Below are 18,119 nucleotides of genomic sequence, written 5' to 3' on the forward strand. Positions count from 1 at the left end.
ATTATGATCAAAGCAGCAGTTGTGCAGATGCGCTCGAGTAAAGATCCGTTAGAGATGGCGCTTCAGCTTGAGCAGGTTATACATGCTGCTGCCATCAAGGGTGTTGAATATATTCAAACGCCTGAAATGACCGGATGCATCCACAGTACCAGAGATGAGTTATATGCTGTGATTTTCAACGACGATGATGATCCGATAGTCAAAATGGCGTCCCGTCTATCTGCGGAACATAATATCATAATTCATATTGGATCGACCGCTATTGCGCTCGATAATGGTAAAGTTGCTAACCGTGCATTCTTTTTTCAAAACGGAAATCTGAAAGCGAGATACGACAAGTTACATATGTTCGACGTTGATCTTGATTATGGTGAGAGTTGGCGTGAAAGTTCAACTTACCAAGCTGGCCGAGAGGCTGTGATAGTAGAAGCATCTGGGGCCAAATTTGGATTGGGTATCTGTTATGATGTTCGCTTTCCCAATTTGTTCAGAGACCAAGCCATCGCGGGTGCGCAGATTCTAACTGCACCGGCGGCGTTTACCGAGCAAACTGGACAGGCTCATTGGCATGTATTGCAACGTGCTCGCGCGATAGAAAATGGCGCTTTTATGATTTCTGCTGCACAAGGTGGAACACATGAAGATGGTCGTAAGACCTATGGACATTCGCTGATTGTGAGCCCTTGGGGTGATGTTTTGGCCGAAGTTAAAGGCAATGAAACTGGAATTGCTATTGCCGACATTGATGTGCAGGTGAGTGCAAAAGCGCGTGCAAAGATACCAAACCTTAAGAATAACAGTGATTATACAGTTAATTCGGTCTAATGTAATAATATGATAAAATTCAATCTCATCTGCAACAAGCATCATGATTTCGAGGCTTGGTTCTCATCGAGTACCGATTTTGATGATCAGAAAGATGCGGGCTTTGTATCTTGTCCTATCTGTGGTTCGTCTGTGGTCGAAAAAGCACTTATGGTTCCAGCTGTTGCGACATCTCGATCTAAAGAAAAAAAGCAGCAGATGATGAAGAATACCGCGCAGAAAGAGGCTATGAAAGCCATTCAGAAGATGGTGACTGACGTTAAAGAAAATAGCGAAAATGTTGGCGATCAGTTTCCAGAGGAAGCTCGCAAAATGCATTACGGTGAGAGTGATAGTCGTGGCATTTATGGCAAGGCTTCTCTAGATGAAGTGCGCGAGTTAGTGGACGAGGGGATTAATGTGACCCCTTTGCCTGACCTTCCAGATAAACAAAATTAAACTGTCATATTCTGATGATATTCAATTAGCCTGTAATCGTTATTCAAGAATGATATGAAATGAAAATTCCTGGACTTGATGAAACGATAAGAACTTTCGGTCGGATCGGATTTCTTTCTTTTGGTGGTCCCGCGGCGCAAATTGCACTCATGCACAATGTGCTTGTTGATGAAAAAAAGTGGCTGAATGAGCAGCAGTTCTTAAATGCATTGAGTTTTTGTATGTTGTTGCCTGGTCCGGAAGCTATGCAGCTTGCGACTTATTCTGGCTGGCGGTTACACGGTGTCATAGGCGGTTTAATTGCCGGGCTTTTGTTTGTGCTTCCTGGCGCGGTCGTAATGCTGTCTCTTGCTACGATTTATGCTTACTTTGGTGATGTTGAACTTGTTGATGCGTTGTTTTTGGGTGTAAAAGCGACCGTCTTGATTATCGTTATTGAAGCATTGCTGAAAGTTTCGAGAAGGGCATTAAAACTCCGAGCTCATTGGGTTCTAGCTGCACTTGCATTTGTCGGTATATTCTTCTTTGCAGCGCCGTTTCCTATTATTATATTTTGCGCGGCGATTTATGGGTTTTTCTTTACCGGACATGCGCAAGAAGCGGAGAATATTGATGATATTAAGGCTGTTAACGTCAGTATACTTGATACGTTCAAAACGATATTCATCTGGCTTTCCATTTGGGTTTTTCCGGTTATTATTATTGGTTATTACCTTGATTGTGAATTATTCAACTTGATTGCCAGTTTCTTTTCAAAGCTTGCGGTGGTGACATTTGGCGGTGCATATGCCGTTCTCGCCTACATGGCGCAAGACGTTGTTACACAATTTGGATGGCTGACCGCTGGTGAGATGATGGATGGTTTGGGTTTGGCTGAGACCACTCCGGGGCCATTGATTTTAGTTACGGAGTTTGTTGGTTTTTTAGCTGCGTTTCGTGAAGGCGGTTTTTGGTTTGGTGTTGTCGGCGCAGTGCTGACACTTTGGGTTACATTTGTCCCATGTTTTCTATGGATTTTTGCCGGTGCACCCTATATCGAACAAATATCAGCCCAGCCTAAGCTTAAAGGTGCTTTATCAGCCATCACTGCTGCTGTTGTGGGTGTGATTCTTAATCTATCGATTTGGTTTGGCTTGCATGTCTTGTTTAGCAATGTGACACAAAAATCGACAGGCATTCTCACACTCTGGCAACCAGAGCTTTTATCTATCGACTGGAGAGTGTTGATACTTCTGATTGTTTCAGCTGTGCTTCTGTTTCGGTTTAAGATAGGTCTTATGAAAATGCTTGGCATATCGGCAGGGCTTGGCTGGTTTATGGCCAGTTTCCTAACTTGACTTACCTCTTGGAAACTCCGCCCAATTTCATGAGGGCGGAGTAATTATTTATGCCAATAGCTTACGGAAAATTCCATTGCAGATAATCATGATAATCAGACTGATGATCCAATAACCCGCATTTACATTTCTTACATAGGTATTTTGTTTTGCAAACATACCGCCTGAATAGGCAAGCGCGGTAAATGCAAGAGTTGCCAGAATAACTGTCAAAAGCGCTTCTGAAACAGCTGTTACCGCAACGAACCAGCTCATAAGTAATAGTCCGATGATTTGAGCAATCATGGCACCGGCTGGCATATCATTTGCTGTGCCAAGCTCTAACCCTAAACCTTCTGCCCATTTACGTCCGAAAAGCAGCGGCGAATACCAAAGCCAGCCTAATAAAAACGATGCAATCGCGCCAACGACGACTGCTGTCCAAGATACGTCTGTTGTTAGTTCACTCATCTTTATCTCTCCATTTTATTCATTGGTTCCCAATACATTTTATGCCAACCGGCATCTAGATGTGCTTCTGCCTCTTCAGGATGTCCGGTTTGTGTGAAGTGAATTGTAGTATTGGCGCCGTTTTGGTCAAGTTCGAAGCGTATGAGTGAATATTGTCCTTCGGGCCAGTCTTTAACGCGCCATGCTTGAACAATACGTTTATTTTGTATCAGTTCAATATTTCTAGCTTCAATCATTCCATCAAACAATGATAGCGCGCCGCCGGATTTTGCCTCAATGTTCGCTGTTTTTCCACCCGTCATAGCGCTAAATTTTTCTGAGTTGAGTAGGGTCTCATAGATCTGCTCTTTTGTAGCATGGATATCTACATTTTGTTGGATTGTCATGTTCTTTCCTATCAATATTCAACTTTATGGTTGAATATTGACTATGTTATATATTTTCTATTGTCAACTGGTTGGTTGAATAATATATAAGAGCAATGAATAAAGAAATTTCCCAAGATGAAGAGCGGCTTGATGTTGTGTTCCATGCATTGTCTAATCGCACGCGCCGCTCGCTATTGAAGCAAATGCAAGATGGACCGATGATGGTAACCGAGCTTGCCCAAAACTATGAAATGTCGCTCAATGCAGTTTCAAAACATTTGATAGTTCTGGAAAAAGCAGGGCTTATTGACCGCTCAATAGATGGGCGAAATCATTCATGCCAACTGCAATCTGGCCCACTAGCGGACGCGGATATGTGGATTGAGCAATATCGTACATTTTGGGAAGAAAACCTTGATCAGTTTGCTGCTTATGTCGAAAATTTGAATAATGTGGAGAAGAAGTAATAGTGATGGCCGAGCTTACTTTAACAAAAATTATCAAAGCACCGCGTGAGGTGGTGTTTGATGCGTGGACGAAGCCCGAACATCTAAAAAATTGGTGGGGTCCGGGGAAAGTCTATTGTCCGGAAGCACATGTTGATCTGCAAGTGGGCGGCAAATACCGTATCGCTAACAAAATTGAAGATGGCTCAATTCTATGGTTTTCAGGAAAGTTTGAAGAAGTTATGCCGCCTGAGAAGCTTGTTTACGATTGGTATGTTGGTGAGAACGATAATGCGCCAAGCCTGGTCACGGTGTTATTTAGAGAGCATGATGATGGAACAGAACTTGTCGTTTGGCATGCGCGAATTGGTGATGAAGCAACTCGCGATATGCACGGCAAGGGATGGCTTGGTTGTCTTGAAAAACTTGATGAAATGTTTGCGTGAGGTGATTTACTTCTTACGCTCAAAGACCATCATGTAATTAACATTCATATCAGGGCTTAAGTTCCAGCGATCTTGCAAAGGGCTATAGAAAACACCGGATTGGTCAACGAATGATAAGCCGCTTGATGTTAGAGGGGATGAAATTTCTTCTGGCCGCACTAGTTTTTCGTATTGGTGTGTGCCGCGAGGTAGCCAACGCAAGACATATTCTGCGCCAAAGATGGCGAGCGCCTTGGCTTTCATCGTTCTGTTTATCGTTGCAACAAACATAAGTCCACCAGGTTTGAGCATGTCTGCACACGAGGTTAGGAAAAGATCAACATTGGCGACGTGTTCAACAACTTCCATGTTTAGAATGATATCAAACTTTTCGCCATTGGCTGCCAGTTTCTCTGACGTATCTGCGCGATAATCGATTTCAAGGCCGCTTTGCTCAGCGTGAATTTTGGCGATTTCGATGTTTATTTCAGATGCATCTGCGCCTGTTACTTTTGCTCCCAACCGGGCCATGGGTTCGCAAAGCAAGCCACCACCGCACCCGATGTCAAGGAGACGTAACCCTTCAAATGGTCGGCTATTTTGACCTTCTCGTTCAAAGTGCGTAGATGCTCTGTTGCGAATGTAACTCAGACGAACAGGATTGAACTTATGTAGCGGGCGAAATTTCCCCGTTGGGCTCCACCATTCGGCTGCCATTTTTGAGAAGCGCTCAACTTCCACTGCGTCAATCGTTGTTTTTTGCGCGCTTTCCATTTAATTCGGCCTTGTTTGATACGTTTGGTGTCTCGTATGAAACAGAAGTTAAGAAGACAAGTCAAAGAGAAATAGTATGATCTTTGCCGTTAATCTTCATATCGGTCATGATGCCGCAGCCATTCCATACTATAAGATAGATCCTGCTCGTTTCTCCCTTTTGGTGTTAGGTCTATATAATTATAAGCACCATTTAGAAGATCAAGACCACGACTGAATGTAGAATAGGTGTGAAAAATATCCCCGTTTGAGTTCTTTGTAAATACGCTTACACCAGCTAACTCATCCATCTCAGATGTCATAGGCCTATAATTATAAGTCGCGTTGCCGGATTTTATATCTTCGGGATCGAAAGAAACATTAAAGTCTCTATTAAAGTTGGAAGGAGCCGATGAAACCCAGTTGAAGTCCCAATCCATACGTGACTTAAAAGAGTTTATCTTAGAGAGGCTTGCGCGGGAAATAGCAAGAAAACTGATGTCTCTATGGGCAAGGTGAACATCTATACCGTTGAAGTTATCTGCCCAAAATGAACAACTTTTACACCCTTCCTTCCAGTCATCACCGATCATGAAATGATAAATGATTAACTGGCTATGTTTTCCGAAAAGTTCATTTAGGGTTTTAACTCCCTCATTGGTATCGAATATATATTCATCTTCAATAGCGACCCACGGCAACTCTCGTCGTGCGGCACTTAATTTGTCTCTTTGCTTGCTGAAATCCTTCTCTTGGAGGAGCAAAGCTTTGCGAGCTTCTAACCATTCGTTGCGTGTAACAATTTGATGTTTCATTACATGGTTCCTGACATTAATTAGCATATAAGTTAATTAACTTTTATTCGAATTAACTTATAGAGTCAAACAGCCAAAGTTAATTGAGTTTAAATTTGGCAAACTACTGTGGTCTCACAGTTGCAGTTTGGGAGTTTTTTAGATAAGACACACCCACTTTGTCCCAAATGGTTGGTGTTCATATCGGGCTGGCGATGCCGGACGAAGATGGTTTTTTAGGTTAATTGCGACAGGACAACGCATTCTATGGCGCGAATAGTAATGAAATTTGGTGGAACGTCTGTTGCCGATTTAGACCGGATCAGAAATGTGGCTCGCCATGTAAAGCGTGAAGTAGATAACGGTCATGAAGTTGCCGTTGTTGTTTCCGCAATGTCAGGTAAAACAAACGAGCTTGTTGGATGGACCCGTGAAGCATCGCCCATGCATGATGCGCGTGAGTATGATATCGTTGTATCATCTGGCGAGCAGGTTACTTCAGGCCTGTTAGCAATTACGTTGCAGTCTATGGGGGTGAATGCGCGATCCTGGCAGGGATGGCAAATTCCTATACGTACTAGTGGTACCCATGGCGCAGCGCGGATTGAAGATATTGATGGTAGTGATCTGGTTCGCCGTTTTGGTGAAGGGCAAGTTGCCGTTGTTGCAGGCTTCCAAGGAATTGGACCTGATAATCGTGTAGCGACGCTCGGGCGAGGTGGTTCCGATACAAGTGCAGTAGCAATTGCAGCCGCGGTCAAGGCCGATCGCTGCGATATTTATACAGATGTTGACGGTGTTTATACAACAGATCCACGTATCGAACCGAAGGCAAAACGTCTTGAAAAAGTAGCGTTTGAAGAAATGTTGGAAATGGCGTCTCTGGGTGCAAAAGTGCTGCAAGTTCGTTCTGTTGAGCTTGCAATGGTTCATAAAGTTAGAACCTTTGTGCGTTCAAGTTTTGAAGACCCCGACGCTCCTGGGATGGGGGATTTTGACAACCCACCAGGAACCCTAATTTGCGATGAGGATGAAATTTTGGAACAGGAAGTAGTAACTGGTATCGCGTATGCCAAAGATGAAGCTCAAATTTCATTGAGACGTCTGTCTGATAAACCTGGCGTATCTGCTGCGATTTTTGGACCGCTTGCTGATGAGCACATCAATGTAGATATGATTGTGCAGAACATTTCAGAAGATGGTAAACACACAGATATGACCTTCACATTACCTTCTGGTGATGTCGAGAAGGCCGTCAACGTGCTTGAAGCTAAGAAGGATGATATCGGATTTGATGTTGTTCAAAGTGAAACTAACCTTGTTAAAGTGTCTGTTATTGGTATTGGTATGCGTAGCCATACAGGTGTGGCTGCAACAGCATTTAATACAATGGCCGAAAAAGGCATAAATATTAAGGCCATCACAACGTCTGAGATCAAAATTTCAATTTTGATTGATAGTGAATATGCCGAACTAGCAGTACGGGCATTACATGCGGCTTATAAATTAGATTGAATGTAGAATTTGCGCTTTATATACGAAACGAGACTATATTTCATGAGGATTGTTTTCATTGATTAGTCAGCCTTTGGGGCCACGCACAATGCTTAAACGGCTTCGAGAACTCATGGCAGAAGTACTTGAGCCGCAAGAGCGGCTTGATCGTGTTGTTGCACAAATTGCAACCAGCATGGTGTCTGAGGTTTGTTCATTTTATGTCTTGCGCGCTGATGGTGTGCTCGAACTTTATGCCACTCATGGCTTGAAAAAAGGTGCCGTCCACCAAGCACAGCTGAAAATGGGACAAGGTCTGGTCGGTTCCATTGCTGCGACCGCTGATCCACTTAATTTGTCTGATGCACAATCGCATCCAGCGTTTCGATTTTTGCCTGAAACGGGCGAGGAAAAATATCACTCTTTCCTGGGTGTTCCGATCCTGCGTGCGGGTCGTTCATTAGGTGTTTTGGTTGTTCAAAGCAAAAAAGAGCGTATTTACGCTGAAGATGATGTTGAAGCTATGGAAACAACCTCCATGGTTCTTGCAGAAATGATCGCAACGGGTGAATTGAAGAAAGTGACGCGTCCTGGTCTAGAACTAGACATGACACGTCCAATTTCGATTGATGCGGATGGTTATGGCGGCGGTGTAGGACTTGGCTATGTGGTTCTTCATGAACCGCGTGTTGTTGTAACCGACTTATTGGCAGAAGATATTGATGCCGAATTAGACAGGCTTAATATTGCGGTTAAATCCTTACGCGTCTCTATTGATGATATGCTTTCGCGGCGCGATGTGCCACTGGAAGGCGAGCATCGTGAAGTACTTGAGGCTTATCGCATGTTTGCTAATGACCGCGGATGGCGGCGGAAAATGCAAGAAGCGGTTCGTAATGGTTTAACGGCAGAAGCCGCTGTTGAGAAAGTTCAAAGTGATACGCGCGGACGCATGATCAATTTATCTGATCCTTATCTACGTGAGCGCCTGTCTGATTTTGACGATTTAGCAAATAGATTGTTACGTCAACTAACAGGTTTTACACCAAGTGCAATTGCTACTGGCTTGCCTGAAGCTGCTATTATTGTTGCTCGTAACATGGGTGCAGCAGAGCTGTTGGACTATCCTCGCGAGTGTATTAGAGGGTTGGTTCTTGAAGAGGGAGCGGTTACCAGCCATGTTGTTATTGTCGCAAAAGCAATTGGTGTACCTGTTGTTTCTCAGGCCACTGGAATTGCATCACTAGCAGAAAATGGTGACTCGATTGTCATTGATGGCGATGACAATATTGTTCACCTGCGCCCTGCGACAGATTTGCAAGATGCTTACGCTGATAAAGTTCGTTTTCAAGCAAAGCGGCAGGAAGAATTTTCTGCACTGCGAGATGTAGAACCGATCAGTAAAGATGGTGTTGCCTGCAATTTATTGATGAATGCTGGTCTTGTCGTTGATTTGCCGCAATTACGGGCTTCTGGTGCTGCTGGAATTGGTCTTTTTCGTACCGAGTTGCAGTTCATGATTTCGTCAAAAATGCCAAAGGCAAAAGAGCAAGAGACATTTTATCGTCAGGTTCTTTCGCAGGCTGGGAACTTGCCGGTTACATTTCGAATTGTTGATATTGGTGGTGATAAAGTCGTCCCTTATTTACGGTCAGCTGAAGAAGAAAACCCGGCCTTAGGTTGGCGAGCTATTCGCTTTTCATTGGATCGACCCGGTCTTTTAAAAACTCAAATTCGAGCACTTTTGCGCGCCAGTAGTGGTGCTGAACTGCGTATCATGATCCCGATGGTGACAGAGGTTTACGAGCTTGAGAAAACGCGCAAACTCATTGATCATGAAGTTGAGTTTTTGTCGGGCCACGGTTACAAAATGCCAAGTAAAATAAGCTTTGGAGCAATGCTTGAAGTACCAAGTCTGCTTTGGCAATTAGATGAATTAATGGCTGCAGTTGATTTTATTTCAGTTGGCTCAAACGACCTGTTTCAATTTATAACAGCGACGGATCGAGGTAATGCTCGCGTTTCAGATAGATTTAGCCCGCTTGATGCACCCTTCTTACGTGTTTTGCGGACAATTGTTGAGAAAGCAAGTGAAACAAACACACCTTTGACCTTGTGTGGAGAATTGGCCGGCAATCCTTTGACTGCTATGGCTCTTTTAGGTCTTGGTTTTCGTTCGATTTCCATGTCACCTGCTGCAATCGGACCGGTTAAAGCCATGTTATTATCTTTGGATATAGGAAAGTTGCAAACCGAGTTACTGAGATCATTGCGGGATACAAAATCAGGTCACTCAACCAAAGAATTTCTCATAAATTTTGCAAATGAGAATAATATTTCTTTATAAGTAAATCGCAAATAACTCGAAGCGAAAAATTAATGGCAACTTTACCAATTCAGAAAATGCAGGAACTCGAACGTCGCTTTGGCGAGATCGAAGCTCGCATGGCAACAGGTCCAGATTCCGATACATATGTTAAATTGGCATCTGAGTACTCTGAACTTGAACCTGTCGTGAAGGCCATTCGGGAATATAATGGATATTTGAGTGAGATTGACGGCCTTGCTGAGATGCTAGGTGATAAAACCATTGATGCTGAGATGCGTGAAATGGCAGAAATGGAACTGCCAGAACTAAAAGAGAAGATTGATGCACTTGGTGAAGAGATGCAAATTATTCTTCTGCCGAAGGATGCTGCTGATAGCAAAAACGTTATTTTGGAAATTAGGGGTGGAACAGGCGGCTCTGAAGCTGCGCTTTTTGCTGGCGACTTGTTCCGTATGTATGAGCGTTATGCATCTTCGCAAGGCTGGAAAGTTGAAGTGATATCATCCAGTGATGGAGATGTTGGCGGCTTTAAAGAAATTTCTGCAACAATTTCTGGACGGGGTGCTTTTGCCCGCTTGAAATTTGAGTCCGGCGTTCACCGGGTACAGCGTGTGCCTGAAACTGAATCTGGCGGTCGAATTCATACATCGGCCGCAACAGTGGCCGTTTTGCCGGAAGCTGAAGATGTTGATATTGAAGTTCGCAATGAGGACATTCGCATTGATACGATGCGTGCGTCAGGCGCTGGTGGTCAGCACGTGAACACAACCGATTCGGCTGTTCGTATAACGCATATGCCTAGCGGTATTGTTGTTACTTCATCTGAGAAGTCGCAACATCAGAACAGAGCACGAGCTATGCAGGTATTAAAAGCGCGTCTTTATGATATGGAACGTCAAAAAGTAGATGATGAACGTTCAGCAGATCGCAAAAGCCAGGTTGGTTCGGGTGACCGCTCGGAGCGTATTCGTACATATAATTTCCCGCAAGGTCGTGTAACAGACCACAGGATAAATCTAACGCTTTATAAATTGGATAAAATGCTCGTCGGTGAGATTGATGAGATGATTGACGCACTGGTCGCCGATCATCAAGCTACACAATTGGCCGCTCTTGGCCAACAGACTCACTAAGTAAATGGCACTGTCACTATCAGACGCTTTGTTAAAAATGCGGATGGCATTTGATGCCTCTGGCATTGAAGATGCTGGGTTTGAAGCTAAAGCTTTGTTAACCGGCTTACTGGAGTTTTCCACTTTAGATATTGCAATCAGAACCGATCTGATTTTGAAAGATGAGCAAGTTGTCCTCCTTAATAAGGCAATTCGAGAGCGTCTTTCAGGTAAACCGGTTTACCGCATATTAGGATGGCGTGAATTTTACGGCCTAAAGTTTGAGTTATCCGAAGAAACATTGGAACCTCGTTCCGATACAGAAACTTTAGTTGATGCAATTCTACCCATTTCTCAAAAGATTATCGAGGAAAGAGGCTCGTGCTCTATTCTTGACTTGGGAACAGGGACCGGTGCTATTGCTCTTTCAATTTTACACAATTGTGAAGGTGCGACGGCAGTTGGTGTTGATGTTTCAGATGGCGCACTAAAGACTGCTCGCCAGAACTCCAAGCAGCTTGGACTCGCCGATAGGTTCACGGCCCTAAGAAGCAATTGGTTCTCAAACGTGGATGGTATGTTTGATATTGTTGTATCGAATCCACCGTATATTTCGGCCAAAGCAATGGGTGAATTATCGATCGAAGTTGGGGAGCATGACCCGCATCTGGCACTTCATGGGGGGGATGATGGATTGGATGCATATCGCTTGCTGGCAGAACAAAGTGTTGGTTATTTGAAAACTGGCGGAATTATAGGGCTTGAGATTGGTTTTGATCAAAATGATTCGGTTAAGAGGCTGTTTTTGGATCAAGACCTTGTGTTAACTGGAGAATACAAGGATTTAGGTGGCAGAGATCGTGTTTTATTGTTTGGAAGCTGCGGAAAATGAGACTTTTTGTTACTTGTGCGTAAAAAAATGAAATATGGCAAGAAAAGACTTGGAATCGCCTCAAAACCTGTCTAAAGTCTTCTTGAAAATGGTAGTGGTGGCGCTAAAGCCAATAAGCTATAATGAAGCTTTTACCGCTCTTTCAAAGAAATCTTTTAGGGTTAAGATTTGCGGGCATTGCCAGTGAAAGTATTTGATATAATTACAATGTATAAGCTTTGCTTCATATAATCATGATATTTGGGCAACATCATTTGTTCTGCAATCTGGCAATGAACATTGGGCATCACAACCAAAAATTTAGGTGAGTTTTTTATGAGAACTGGACAACAGAATAAGCGCGGACGTGGGCGTAATAATAACAATAATAATCGTAAGAACTCTAATCCGCTCTCCCGTTCTTATGATAGCACAGGACCGGATGTAAAAGTTCGTGGTACTGCCCAGCATGTAGCCGAAAAATATATGACCCTTGCAAGAGATGCTCAAAGCTCTGGTGATAGGGTTATGGCCGAGAATTATCTCCAGCACGCCGAGCATTATAATCGGATTATTGCCGTTGGTCAGGCACAAATGCAGGAACGTCAACAACGCGATGAAGCTGCACGGGAGCAGCAGCAACAGCAACAACAAGAACGTGATGCTGAGAATGAAGCTAATACTGATGCAAAACAAGCAGTAGAAGCGCAAGATGCCACGCAAGGGGATAAGGCTGATGGATCGGGCGATGATGATCGCGCTAATCGTAAACCGCAGCCACGTCGTAGAAATAATTCTCGCCCTCGTCGACCACGTGTTCAAGAGGCGGCTCCAACCGATGCGACTGGTGATCTAACTCCGACTGCAACAACATCTGCAGCTCCAACACAAGCCGCTCCGACAACCCCAATACCCGCACCTGAAGTTTCAACTCCTGAAGCTCCAGTATCTGAAAAATCTGAAGCTCCTGCTGAGGCAGTTAAGCCTGTTGAGGAGACAACGCCTGCGGAATAATTTTGCGCTGAGTAAGGATTTAATTTTAGTACATCTTAAATTTGGTCAGCTTTAAACCTTTTCATTACGTCACCGAATACCCATATAAATTCTGTAGACGGCTTGCCACTTAATGGGAGCCTTTTCCGAAGCATTGTTTCCGCGCCACATTGGGCGGATCATGATATGGAGTTAGAAATGAATTTGGAAAAATATTCAGAACGCGTGCGCGGCTTTATTCAATCAGCGCAGGGTTATGCCCTTGGTGAAAATCATCAACAATTTACACCAGAACATTTGTTGAAAGTTTTGCTTGATGATGAGCAAGGCATGGCTTCGTCGCTGATCGAACGATCTGGCGGGAGTGCAAAAGATGCAGGTCTGGCTACACAAGTTGCACTTGGTAAGTTACCTAAAGTAACTGGTGGTAGTGGACAGATATATCTCGCACCTGAATTGGCGAAACTATTCACAACAGCTGAGAAGTTAGCAGACAAAGCTAGTGATAGTTTTGTAACGGTTGAGCGTTTATTGCTAGCTATGGTGACCGATAAATCCACCAATGTTGGTAAAATTCTGAGCAACGCAGGATTAACAGCGCAAAACCTTAATCAGACTATAAATTCAATTCGAAAAGGCAGAACCGCTGATAGTGCTAATGCCGAACAAGGTTTTGATGCACTTAAGAAATATGCGCGTGATCTTACAGAAGATGCGCGTGAAGGACGCCTTGATCCGGTTATTGGACGAGATGATGAAATCAGGCGTGCCATTCAGGTTTTATCACGCCGTACAAAAAACAATCCTGTTCTTATCGGTGAACCTGGTGTCGGGAAAACAGCGATCGCGGAAGGTCTTGCTTTACGTATCATCAATGGTGATGTGCCAGAATCTTTAAAAGATAAAAAATTAATGGCACTTGATATGGGTTCTCTTATTGCGGGCGCGAAATATCGTGGTGAATTTGAAGAGCGTTTGAAGGCTGTGCTGAATGAAGTGCAGGCTGAAAGTGGCGAGATCATTCTATTCATTGACGAAATGCATACACTTGTCGGCGCTGGAAAATCGGAAGGTGCAATGGATGCGTCCAATCTTTTGAAGCCTGCCTTGGCTCGTGGTGAATTACATTGTGTCGGTGCAACAACGCTCGATGAATATCGTAAACATGTTGAAAAAGATGCAGCGCTCGCGCGGCGGTTCCAGCAAGTCTTGATTAATGAGCCGAATGTCGAAGACACGGTTTCTATTTTGCGTGGGCTAAAGGAGAAATATGAGCAGCATCACAAAGTTCGCTTGAGCGACAGGTCTCTTGTTGCCGCTGCGACTTTATCCAATCGCTATATTACCGATCGGTTTTTGCCGGACAAAGCAATTGATCTTATTGATGAAGCGGCAGCGCGGTTGCGTATGCAGGTGGATTCCAAGCCAGAGGAGCTTGATGAGTTGGATCGCAAAATTATCCAACTTAAGATTGAGCGTGAAGCTTTAAAAAAAGAAGATGATAAAGCAACGAAGGATCGACTTGTCGATCTTGAGGCGGAGTTGTCTGACATTGAAGAACAATCAACTGGCTTAACTGCAAAATGGCAAGCTGAGAAACAAAAACTTGGTCTTGCAGCAGATATAAAGCAGAAACTCGAACAGGCTCGAAATCAGCTGGAAATTGCCCAGAGAAATGGTGAGTTTCAAAAAGCTGGGGAATTGACTTATGGTGAAATTCCGGCGCTTGAGAAGCAGCTTTTAGAATCTGAGAACCGTGAGAATCAAGCTGGCGCAAGCATGGTTGAAGAGGTTGTTACACCAGACCATATTGCTCATATAGTATCGCGTTGGACGGGTGTTCCCGTTGATAAGATGTTGGAAGGTGAACGAGATAAGCTTCTTCGTATGGAAGATGAAATTGCCAAACGCGTTATTGGTCAAGGCGAAGCTGTTCAGGCTGTTTCGCGAGCCGTTCGTCGTGCAAGGGCTGGGTTGCAAGATCCAAATCGTCCAATTGGTTCATTTATGTTTCTTGGACCAACCGGTGTTGGTAAAACTGAGCTGACCAAGGCGCTTGCTGAGTTTTTGTTTGATGATGAAACAGCTATGGTTCGCCTTGATATGTCGGAATATATGGAGAAACACTCCGTCGCGCGCCTTATTGGTGCACCTCCGGGGTACGTCGGTTACGATGAAGGTGGAGCTTTGACAGAAGCGGTTCGTCGTCGTCCATATCAAGTTGTTTTGTTTGATGAAATTGAGAAAGCACATAGCGATGTTTTCAATGTTTTACTGCAGGTGCTTGATGATGGTCGATTGACAGATGGGCAGGGACGAACTGTAGATTTTCGAAATGTTCTCATTATCATGACCTCTAATATGGGTGCTGAATTCCTCGTCAATCTGTCGGAAGATCAAGATGCAGAAGATGCACGTGAGGATGTCATGTCTGTTGTTCGGGCGTCGTTCCGGCCTGAGTTTTTGAACAGGTTGGATGAAACAATTCTTTTTCATCGATTGCGACGTAGTGAGATGGGCGCAATTGTTGATATTCAGATGCAACGTTTACTCAAATTGCTCGCAGAGCGGAAGATCAGCATAGATCTTAAAGACGATGCGAGGGAATGGTTGGCGAATAAGGGATATGACCCTGCATTTGGCGCAAGACCGCTTAAACGGGTTATTCAAAAATACTTGCAAGATCCTTTGGCGGAGAAAATCCTTGCTGGCAATATAAGTGATGGTGCAAGTATTGTGGTGAACAACGGATCAGATCGGTTGAATTTTTTTGTAAAAGACAACCAGAAGGATGCGGCTTAAATATTTGAATGTAAGTTTGCAAGATAGATTTGGGCAGGCTTTGATCTGCCCATTTTGCTGAAATTGTGGGGGAGCGGAATGACATACGATGAGTTTGATGAGTTTTGTGGCTCGCTACCTGCAACGACTTATGTCAATCAGTGGGGTGGATCTCATGTTTGGAAAGTTGGCGGTAAAGTTTTTGCAATTGGCGGATGGCATGATGATCCCAATTGGCCGCGAATTACATTTAAAACTTCGGACCTTGCTTTCGATATATTAAAGGAGCAACCGGGTCTTCGACCTGCGCCTTATCTTGCGCCTCGTGGTGGCAAATGGATTCAACATTCTGAGGCCCCAGGCCTAGATGATGATGCATTGAAAGATTACCTTAGAGAATCGCATCGTTTAATTAGCTTAAAGCTTACGAAGAAATTGCAGCGCGAGCTTAAACTTAATCAGTAATGCAATCTAATTACTGGCGAGTGTCGTAGTATCTTCAATACCTAGTAGCGTGTTGATTTTTAGGCGATTTTGGTGAAATGTCGCTAAGACATCACCTTTTAAAGCCTTGCTGTCAGGCAGCCGTACCCGCAGAGGATCAACTTTAGTTCCATTTACAATCAGTTCATAATGTAGATGTGGGCCAGTGGATAAGCCTGTGGAGCCTATAAGTCCAATGATTTGACCTTGTTTTACGCGTGCTCCTGGCACAACACCATTGCTGATTTTTGATTGGTGCGAGTAGGATGACACATAACCATTGGCGTGTTTTATCTTAGTTTGGCGACCATAACCGCCGGAATGCCATCCTGCTTCAAGAACTACACCATCACCTGACGCTAGAATTGGAGTGCCGCGTGGAGCAGCCCAATCAACACCTGAATGCATTCTGGTTCGGCCAGTTATAGGATGTCGACGGATACCAAAGGGTGAGCGAAAGATGCCAGTTGGAGCCGGGTTGCGAAGTAAAAACTGTCTCCCGCTGCGGCCATCTTTATTGTAAAAGTCAATTGTACCATCGTCAGGATGAGTAAATTTGTAGAAACTTAAAGTGGTGTCACCAAAATTGGCTGAGATGTACAAGAGATCTGAATCTTTATTGGCATTGGAGCTTTCATCTTCTACTGAGAAAAAGGCTTCCAATTTATCGGTTGGTCTAATTTTGGCCCTGAAATCGACATTTGCTGCCATCAATTGAACAAGCTGTTTGATCATATCCTGCGTCATACCGTAGTAAAGGCCAGCCCTATAAATTGCATCATAGGTCGTTGGTAAATCCGTTACCTGTGGAACTTGGTTTGGTGTGTCTTCTAGAAGTGCGGCCAGATTTGGAGAATAAATTGGCTCATCTGCTATCACGTATCGACCCTTGTCATTGAGTGCGGCAGTAATAATATGATTGTTTTTTTCATAGATTGAGATCCGAACAATCTCCGTAAATAATTCATCTTGCTCAATGCCAAGGCGAATAGACGTACCTGCATTCAAATTTTCGACATCGATTTCCTGGGAAAGAATATCGACGTATTTTGTGATTTGGCTCTCTTGGTGTCCGGTTTCAGTTAATATGTCACTCAGACTGGCCGCTGTTCGTATTGTTTGAACATCTTCAAAAAACTCTATCTCTTTAGTGTTCTTAGGCGCGTAACTGGCTACAGATATATTTTCAGCAACAACACGTGCATTGTTTTGAATGTTTGCTGTGAAATCAAAGATAGCAGTTTGTGCATTTCCAAAGCGGCGAGGGTCAACATAATGGAGCGCCGCAATCTGGCTATCCTGTCCAATCAATATTGACCCATTGGTTCGAACAGTTTCTTCTGCTTCATCAAGGTTCATTCTTGCAGCATATCTGAGGCTGTCGTCACCATATGGATAATCATATGTTTTAAGTGCGATTTCAGAATCAACTTTCGCGCCGTAAATTGCGCCAGAATCAAATGAGGCGTTAAGTTCAGGTTTCGTTGTTGAGAATATTTGTAACGGATTAAACTTTGGATATTCTTCCACATCCTGATAGTTTGAAGCCAATGGCATGGAGACATGCACAAAAGGGCGCGTCCGTACGATCTGTTGATCACCTTCATTAATAAGGGTCGGAACATCCATAACGAGTTTGTCCGGCTCTCGATTTGTTATGATGCTGGAACGGATACGGTGTTGTTTTTCACCTTTTGCCAAGGATGCAATAATAAGCAACGGGTCTGTGGCATTTAAAGCTACAGCAGGAGACGTTAGTTGTTCTTTACCCTCAAGCGCAACAAACAGTGCAATGCCCATCAATGAAATAGACGTAATGCCTGTCATAAAGGTGCCCGATAGCCACCTTAAAGAAACCTCTCTTCTATCCGGAGCGCGGGTGCCTCCAGCTAAGATGGGCGGTTCATCACCCATTCCATCTGCTCTATCGGTTCGAGATAGCATCTTTATATATATGCCCTTTATTGGCCTTCTTATTAGTGTGCAATCTAATTAAGCGGCGAAAGTATGTCCAGATACTCATTCCAGTAAAAAAATTGTAAATTTATGTAAAAAAAGCACCTCAAAATTACGAAATAAAAAAGTTTCAAAAATTGTGATATTTTTGTGAAATATAGTTTGACATGTTTTATTGTTTGGTTCTATAAGGCGTCTACCGGAGCTTGGCAGCTTAGGTTGCCGGCGGGCTTCAACGTGTTTGTTGAGGACAGTGGGTTTCGG

Annotated in this window: 17 protein-coding genes; 12 read left to right on the forward strand and 5 right to left on the reverse strand. The window is 43.8% G+C overall.

The window, feature by feature from the left end; genetic code table 11:
- The first annotated feature begins 3 nt into the window (after positions 1 to 3).
- Genes AB2J24_RS15655 through chrA form a run of 3 tightly spaced genes read left to right on the forward strand, consistent with a single transcriptional unit; the run spans position 4 to position 2,600 of the window.
- On the forward strand, positions 4 to 825 hold the full coding sequence (locus tag AB2J24_RS15655) for a carbon-nitrogen hydrolase family protein (RefSeq protein WP_162654794.1): 822 nt from the start codon (positions 4 to 6) through the stop codon (positions 823 to 825).
- A gap of 9 nt (positions 826 to 834) precedes the next feature.
- On the forward strand, positions 835 to 1,263 hold the full coding sequence (locus AB2J24_RS15660; RefSeq protein ID WP_367386137.1) for a DUF1178 family protein: 429 nt from the start codon (positions 835 to 837) through the stop codon (positions 1,261 to 1,263).
- A 59-nt stretch (positions 1,264 to 1,322) separates the two neighbouring features.
- On the forward strand, positions 1,323 to 2,600 hold the full coding sequence (gene chrA, locus AB2J24_RS15665) for a chromate efflux transporter (protein ID WP_367386138.1): 1,278 nt from the start codon (positions 1,323 to 1,325) through the stop codon (positions 2,598 to 2,600).
- 48 nt (positions 2,601 to 2,648) lie between these two features.
- Here the strand turns inward: chrA and AB2J24_RS15670 are convergent, their stop codons facing one another.
- Both AB2J24_RS15670 and AB2J24_RS15675 read right to left on the reverse strand, forming a co-directional pair.
- A complete protein-coding gene (locus tag AB2J24_RS15670) occupies positions 2,649 to 3,050 on the reverse strand; it encodes a DUF1761 domain-containing protein (RefSeq protein WP_367386139.1) in 402 nt (133 codons plus the stop codon).
- 2 nt (positions 3,051 to 3,052) lie between these two features.
- Positions 3,053 to 3,436 carry an SRPBCC domain-containing protein gene (locus tag AB2J24_RS15675; RefSeq protein ID WP_367386140.1) on the reverse strand — a complete coding sequence of 128 codons (384 nt, stop codon included), beginning with the start codon at positions 3,434 to 3,436 and terminating at the stop codon, positions 3,053 to 3,055.
- Between the two features lie 95 nt (positions 3,437 to 3,531).
- Between AB2J24_RS15675 and AB2J24_RS15680 the strand changes: the two genes are divergently transcribed.
- Together AB2J24_RS15680 and AB2J24_RS15685 are read left to right on the forward strand one after the other, a co-directional pair.
- A complete protein-coding gene (locus tag AB2J24_RS15680; protein WP_367386141.1) occupies positions 3,532 to 3,885 on the forward strand; it encodes an ArsR/SmtB family transcription factor in 354 nt (117 codons plus the stop codon).
- Positions 3,886 to 3,890: 5 nt separating this feature from the next.
- On the forward strand, positions 3,891 to 4,310 hold the full coding sequence (locus AB2J24_RS15685; RefSeq protein ID WP_367386142.1) for an SRPBCC family protein: 420 nt from the start codon (positions 3,891 to 3,893) through the stop codon (positions 4,308 to 4,310).
- A gap of 6 nt (positions 4,311 to 4,316) precedes the next feature.
- Here the strand turns inward: AB2J24_RS15685 and ubiG are convergent, their stop codons facing one another.
- Positions 4,317 to 5,063, reverse strand: a complete 747-nt coding sequence (gene ubiG, locus AB2J24_RS15690) for a bifunctional 2-polyprenyl-6-hydroxyphenol methylase/3-demethylubiquinol 3-O-methyltransferase UbiG (RefSeq protein WP_367386143.1) — start codon at positions 5,061 to 5,063, stop codon at positions 4,317 to 4,319.
- An 89-nt stretch (positions 5,064 to 5,152) separates the two neighbouring features.
- Positions 5,153 to 5,857 carry a DUF899 domain-containing protein gene (locus AB2J24_RS15695; protein WP_367386144.1) on the reverse strand — a complete coding sequence of 235 codons (705 nt, stop codon included), beginning with the start codon at positions 5,855 to 5,857 and terminating at the stop codon, positions 5,153 to 5,155.
- A gap of 246 nt (positions 5,858 to 6,103) precedes the next feature.
- On the opposite strand from AB2J24_RS15695, the gene AB2J24_RS15700 reads away from it, so the two are divergent.
- The 7 genes from AB2J24_RS15700 (at position 6,104) to AB2J24_RS15730 (ending at position 15,881) form a co-directional block, all read left to right on the forward strand.
- Positions 6,104 to 7,351 (forward strand): aspartate kinase, encoded by a 1,248-nt coding sequence (locus AB2J24_RS15700; RefSeq protein WP_162654802.1) that lies wholly within the window; start codon positions 6,104 to 6,106, stop codon positions 7,349 to 7,351.
- A gap of 88 nt (positions 7,352 to 7,439) precedes the next feature.
- Positions 7,440 to 9,677, forward strand: coding sequence for a phosphoenolpyruvate--protein phosphotransferase (ptsP, locus tag AB2J24_RS15705; protein WP_367386145.1), 2,238 nt, complete (start codon positions 7,440 to 7,442; stop codon positions 9,675 to 9,677).
- 32 nt (positions 9,678 to 9,709) lie between these two features.
- Positions 9,710 to 10,792, forward strand: a complete 1,083-nt coding sequence (gene prfA, locus AB2J24_RS15710; protein ID WP_162654804.1) for a peptide chain release factor 1 — start codon at positions 9,710 to 9,712, stop codon at positions 10,790 to 10,792.
- A 4-nt stretch (positions 10,793 to 10,796) separates the two neighbouring features.
- Positions 10,797 to 11,663 (forward strand): peptide chain release factor N(5)-glutamine methyltransferase, encoded by an 867-nt coding sequence (prmC, locus tag AB2J24_RS15715; protein ID WP_367386146.1) that lies wholly within the window; start codon positions 10,797 to 10,799, stop codon positions 11,661 to 11,663.
- 315 nt (positions 11,664 to 11,978) lie between these two features.
- On the forward strand, positions 11,979 to 12,656 hold the full coding sequence (locus AB2J24_RS15720) for a DUF4167 domain-containing protein (protein WP_367386147.1): 678 nt from the start codon (positions 11,979 to 11,981) through the stop codon (positions 12,654 to 12,656).
- A 177-nt stretch (positions 12,657 to 12,833) separates the two neighbouring features.
- The gene (gene clpB / locus AB2J24_RS15725; protein WP_367386148.1) at positions 12,834 to 15,437 is read left to right on the forward strand and encodes an ATP-dependent chaperone ClpB; all 2,604 of its coding nucleotides are present in this window, start codon (positions 12,834 to 12,836) and stop codon (positions 15,435 to 15,437) included.
- Between the two features lie 78 nt (positions 15,438 to 15,515).
- Positions 15,516 to 15,881 carry an MmcQ/YjbR family DNA-binding protein gene (locus AB2J24_RS15730; RefSeq protein WP_162654808.1) on the forward strand — a complete coding sequence of 122 codons (366 nt, stop codon included), beginning with the start codon at positions 15,516 to 15,518 and terminating at the stop codon, positions 15,879 to 15,881.
- Positions 15,882 to 15,887: 6 nt separating this feature from the next.
- Here the strand turns inward: AB2J24_RS15730 and AB2J24_RS15735 are convergent, their stop codons facing one another.
- Positions 15,888 to 17,843, reverse strand: coding sequence for a peptidoglycan DD-metalloendopeptidase family protein (locus AB2J24_RS15735; protein WP_367386149.1), 1,956 nt, complete (start codon positions 17,841 to 17,843; stop codon positions 15,888 to 15,890).
- Positions 17,844 to 18,119: the final 276 nt, after the last annotated feature.

This window comes from Lentilitoribacter sp. EG35, from assembly GCF_040784015.1.
In the GTDB taxonomy this organism is placed as follows: Bacteria; Pseudomonadota; Alphaproteobacteria; order Rhizobiales; family Rhizobiaceae; genus Lentilitoribacter.